5 protein-coding genes are annotated in these 5,430 nt (G+C 39.8%); 2 read left to right on the forward strand and 3 right to left on the reverse strand.

The window, feature by feature from the left end:
* Nucleotides 1-213: 213 nt before the first annotated feature.
* Nucleotides 214-2,049: a DUF262 domain-containing protein gene (locus tag LGT40_RS00955; RefSeq protein ID WP_226071610.1), complete on the forward strand. Its 1,836-nt coding sequence runs from the start codon at nt 214-216 to the stop codon at nt 2,047-2,049.
* A gap of 8 nt (nt 2,050-2,057) precedes the next feature.
* The gene (locus LGT40_RS00960) at nt 2,058-3,542 is read left to right on the forward strand and encodes a class I SAM-dependent DNA methyltransferase (RefSeq protein WP_226071611.1); all 1,485 of its coding nucleotides are present in this window, start codon (nt 2,058-2,060) and stop codon (nt 3,540-3,542) included.
* A gap of 101 nt (nt 3,543-3,643) precedes the next feature.
* Here LGT40_RS00960 and LGT40_RS00965 read toward each other — a convergent pair whose 3' ends face one another.
* The 3 genes from LGT40_RS00965 to LGT40_RS00975 are packed head-to-tail and all read right to left on the reverse strand — an operon-like array spanning nt 3,644 to nt 5,398.
* Nucleotides 3,644-4,441: an ImmA/IrrE family metallo-endopeptidase gene (locus LGT40_RS00965; RefSeq protein ID WP_226071612.1), complete on the reverse strand. Its 798-nt coding sequence runs from the start codon at nt 4,439-4,441 to the stop codon at nt 3,644-3,646.
* On the reverse strand, nt 4,422-4,853 hold the full coding sequence (locus LGT40_RS00970) for a hypothetical protein (protein ID WP_226071613.1): 432 nt from the start codon (nt 4,851-4,853) through the stop codon (nt 4,422-4,424). The genes LGT40_RS00965 and LGT40_RS00970 overlap by 20 nt, the downstream gene beginning before the upstream one ends.
* Nucleotides 4,853-5,398, reverse strand: a complete 546-nt coding sequence (locus tag LGT40_RS00975; RefSeq protein ID WP_226071616.1) for a hypothetical protein — start codon at nt 5,396-5,398, stop codon at nt 4,853-4,855. The genes LGT40_RS00970 and LGT40_RS00975 overlap by 1 nt, the downstream gene beginning before the upstream one ends.
* Between the last annotated feature and the right edge of the window lie 32 nt (nt 5,399-5,430).

Raw genomic sequence — 5,430 nt, forward strand, 5'->3', positions numbered from 1 at the left:
CAGTAAAAATTTCAATACGTTCCATAGACACTCCTTAAAGATAGGTCTAAGCCTATCGCTTAATAATTGAGTGTCCGTTTTAAAATGGGGCTATTACACAATCTATTTTGAAAAAAGCATTTTCTGGTCAACTCATACCTCAAGACATAAATGATGAGTCTGCATCGGTCTTACTATCTAAAATTAAAAAATCCATAATTCGAAAGGGACAAAATGGACATTTCTCCTGACAAACAAAATATAGATGCAGTTTTTTCAAATACGCTTTATCACATCGATTTCTATCAGCGTGAATACCGCTGGAATGATGAGCCAGTTTTGAGACTGTTGGATGATATTTTTTATAAGTTCAATGAGCATTATGCTGAATTTTCATCATTGCCACCCAGTGGAGAGGTCGTTGATGCTAAATATTCGTGGTATTACTTAAATACGTACGTAACCAATAAAGTAGACGGTAAGGTATTTATCGTTGATGGTCAGCAGCGCTTGACTACGCTATCACTGATACTTATCAAGCTTATGCACTTGGCTCAAGAGTTTGATTCAAAAGCAGCAAAGTGGCTCGATGGCAAAATATCTGGGCAATCAGGTTTCGAAAATCGATTCTGGATGAACCATGAAGCGCATCGCGAAACACAGCAAGCCATATATGACGGTAGCTTTAACAGAGTCAATTCTGAGGCCGGAATTACATCTGTAAACATGTTGAAAAATTTCCAAACTATCAGTAAGTGGCTCGATAAAGAACTAGATAGTCAGCATAAGTTGGAAACCTTTGTATTTTACTTCTTAAGAAGGCTTGTTCTAATAAATTTGTCCGTTGAGCAAACGGACGTTCCGATGGTTTTTGAGGTTATAAACGACCGTGGTGTCAAGCTCAAACCATATGAAATACTAAAGGGTAAGCTCCTTGGTCAGATCGATAAATCAGTATTAAATACAAAGGATTACAACAAAATATGGGAAGGGCATATACGTGCTATCAACTCCTATGATGAAGACGAAGCAGACCGTTTTTTCAGATTTTTTCTAAAAGCACGTTTTGCAGACACTAGGAACGAAGGCCAGCGATTTGATGGGGACTACCATCGAATAATTTTCACTAATGAGTTTGATCAGCTGCTTGGCATCGCGCACAACCAAGCTGGTGTTATTCAATTTCTAGATAATCAATTTGATTATTATGCGGCGCTTTACAGGAAAGCTCGGCATGCTTATTCATACGATGAGACAACAGCGTTTACCTACAACAGGGTGAATGATTTAGATGGCGCATTAATGCTTATTTTGTCATCGTGTTCCTTCAATGATGAGCAAGAAGCTGAGAAGTTATCAAAAGTACCCGAAGAGCTAGACCGAATATTTGCCCTACTACAGCTGCAAGGGGCATACGATAGTAATGCCTTTCAAGAAATGCTCTACCGTATTTCTTCAGCAATTCGTGACAAAGATATTTCTGAGATGCGGTCAGCATTTGATGTTGAGTTAACTTCAGAATTAGCGAGAAGACGACTCACTGATAGTGTTGAACAGCCATTTAGATATGCTTTTTTCAAACAAACGGGTGTTGGTTTAAATACACGCTTCAAAAGATACTTCTTCGCTCGTGTAGACGAATTTCTTGCAAAACATATGAAACTCAATATGAAGCATTCAATTTCAGATCTGGTTTCGAGAACCGGTGCTAAAACTGGCTTCCATATTGAACATATATTGGCACATAACCATGAAAATTTAGCCTTATTTGATAATGATGAAGAGCGCTTTGAAATGGAAAGAAATCGACTGGGCGGTATCCTGCTTCTTAAGGGTAAGGACAACATTTCCAGCAATAACGAAAGCTACTCCGACAAACTTAAAACCTATGCCAATACTTTGTACTGGAATGAGACGCTGAGGATTGATGCATATAAATCAAAGCTCGACCTAGAAAACCTAAAAAGAGAATTTAAATTAGACCTCGATTATGTAGATAATTTTGATTCCGTAGCGCTTGAAAAAAGACAAAAATTACTTTTTGAAATTTCCTCACTAATCTGGGCATAAACCTTCGTATGACAACTGCACCAATCGTTTCCAAAGTATGGAGTTTCTGTACCACCCTGCGTGATGATGGGGTGGGCTATGGTGATTATCTCGAGCAACTGACTTACCTCATCTTTTTGAAAATGGCTGATGAGTACAGCAAGCCTCCCTACAATCGAAATGTTGGGATTCCAGAGCGGTACAACTGGTCAACCCTAAAGAGTAAAAAGGGCGCTGAGCTTGAAGTGCTTTATGTCGAGTTGCTGCGTGCTTTGGGTACGCAAAAAGGCATGCTTGGGCAAATATTCACCAAGGCACAAAACAAGATTCAAGACCCGGCCAAGCTTTATCGTCTGATTGACATGGTCGATAGCACGCAATGGGCAACTATGGGCGCTGATGTTAAGGGCGACATATACGAAGGCTTGCTTGAGCGTAATGCGGAAGACACCAAGTCAGGTGCCGGCCAATACTTTACGCCGCGGGCATTGATTCGGGCGATGGTTGAGTGTGTTCGTCCTGAGCCCGGCAAAACGATAGCCGACCCAGCGTGTGGCACTGGCGGCTTTTTCCTTGCTGCTTACGATTTCCTTACTGACACAAATCATTATCAGCTCGATAAGTCACAAAAAAGCTTCTTAAAGCACAATACCTTTTACGGTAATGAGATTGTCGCCAACACACGACGTATGTGCCTGATGAATATGTTTTTGCATAACATCGGTGAAATTGATGGCGAAAGTTTAGTGTCTCCCAATGATGCGCTGGTGGCAGCCTCGCAATACTCATACGATTACGTACTGGCAAATCCACCTTTTGGCAAGAAGAGTTCGATGAACTTCACTAATGCCGAAGGTGAGCAAGAGACAGATGACCTAACGTATAACCGGCAAGACTTCTGGGCTACCACCTCGAATAAACAGATTAATTTCGTCCAACATATTCGTAGCATGCTCAAAACAACCGGCAAAGCAGCAGTTGTATTGCCGGATAATGTCTTATTTGAGGGCGGTGCAGGCGAGACGATTCGCCGTAAGCTGCTTGAAAATACCGATCTGCATACTATCCTGCGTTTACCGACAGGCATTTTTTATGCGCATGGTGTGAAAGCAAACGTGCTGTTTTTCGATAACCGAGAAGCCAGTCCTAATCCATGGACCAAAGAAGTTTGGTACTACGATTATCGAACCAATATTCATCACACGCTGAAGAAAAAACCGTTACGTTATGAAGACTTGGTTGAATTTATCAAATGCTATAACCCACAAAATCGTCATCAACGTAAAGCGACATGGGATGCAGAAACAAATCCTGACGGTCGCTGGCGTAAATACTCATATGAAGAACTGACCACAAGAGACAAAACCAGTTTAGATTTATTTTGGTTAAAAGATAAAAGCCTCACTGATCTTGACAACCTGCCCGAGCCAGATGATTTAGCAGAAGAAATTATTGAAAATCTGGAGGCAGGTTTGGATAGCTTCCGAAGCGTACTTGCAACCCTATCTAAATAGTATGATGGTCAGCATATTTCGGAAACAGATATAGGAATATAGATTCAAAGCATTATAGTGAATAAAACTCAGCTTCTGTCTGTCTCCAACAATTTCGAGTTCTAATTTTTGGAGTCTAGGCACCGCCATACTGGCTCTTCATCTTTCCACCATACAATAGATATGAAATCATCATTGTGATAATGAAATGAATGCTCAAATACTTCTGATTCATCTGCCCAATCATCTTTACACCAAACACTTCCATTTATGAAACCAGCTCCTTTATCATGCCCGTTGAATATTAGATCGAAGATTTTAGAGCCATTAGGAACGGTATCGGGAGGCAGAAAAGAGTATGGGATTTTTTTATTTGCATGAAACAACCTTCTGGAACCGTCAGACCGATAAATAGCGAAAAACCCCAAGTGTTGTTGGCTTCCGATAACACGTCGTAATGAGGCCATGAAGCTTATCTGAAAGGCCTCTTTTACACCACTAAGTAAATCAAGATTTAGAGGACTGTCATTGATGTATTTTGTGAGTAAGTATGATGGTATTAACAGTTCTGAAGCAAAAGCATTCGCAATTGTTTCACGGCCCTGTTGATGACTTTTAGTTTCATCCATATCAGACTGAGAACATAGGTTACCAATTGTGCCTCGATCTTTTATCCAATGGCCTAGCTCATGACCTATAGAAAATCGTTTGCGTTCATTGTTACTGTCTGCTTTAACAGTGATAATTGCGTTATTACCTGCACCAATAATCATCGCTTCACAACCGGTGAGAGGGCGTTCAACTACCAATGCATTTTTATAGAAAGCGATGGCTTCAATATCTATTTCAAATGGGGATGAAATTGCTAACTCACCTATATATAAGGACTCAACATATTCTTTAACCTTTTCGATCGTCACCCTCAACTACTCCGATATTGATGAGATCAGCCAAGATTTGTTCTGCCTCATCGTTAGTAATTTCTTTTCCATCCCTAAAAGCCAGAGTTAATCCAGCTGGGAGCTTGTTTTGTGTGAACATATCAATCAAGATGCCTTTAGCATCTTTACCTGCTTTCGTTAATGTTTGAGAAATATTCTTTGACGATTGTGTTTTTCTGACGTGCTCTAGATTGAACCTAGCTTCTTTGAGCTTCGCTTTATTAAACTCAGTTGAAATATCGTTTAATTTTTTTTGAAGTAGCAAAGCTTCGGAATCTAATTCATCCACCGACAGACCTAACTCCTGACAAAGCTCGTTCTGTGTCATTTTTGCTATGTTTTCAATCATTAAATCATCAAGTAGTAATATCATTTCCTTATTAATATTCATTACTGATCCTCCCTCTGGAGTTTATTAATATTGCAACGAACAATTCGTCTTCGAGTCGTGTCATAACGATTCAAATTCCCTGAAAAAATTTGCTCTATTATTTCTGACTTTTTCAACCCATCAGATGTTGCTCGTAGAAAGGAAAAAGCATCTTCATCATCGGAAAATAAAGATATGAGTTGGTCCCACGCGCTGTCGAATTTTCCATCATATGAGCTTTCGGCCGTAGTTACGTTGTTTTCATGCATCTCGATAGGCTCATAGTTTCTGAGTATTTCTTCATCTTTTCGTTCAAATGTGTCATAAGCTATGCCTTTCATGATCTGGCCTACAGAGACGGCAAGAGGTAACTCTTTTGGTATGTGTCTGCAGTCTGCCAGAATTCTGCAGATTGCCTCTTGGAATAGGTCATCAGCTTCCATTCTAAGCCCATACTTATTAATTAAGTTTTTTGCTATGGCAATGAGTTTGAATAGCAAATTATCTTCATCGGATAATAGTGCCTCTCTAAACTCATCAACGGAATAATAATCGTATCCCTGCATACCTACTCCACTAGACGGTTAAATTTTTTTTT

The sequence above is a fragment of the Methylophaga pinxianii genome, assembly GCF_020447225.1.
GTDB lineage: Bacteria > Pseudomonadota > Gammaproteobacteria > Nitrosococcales > Methylophagaceae > Methylophaga > Methylophaga pinxianii.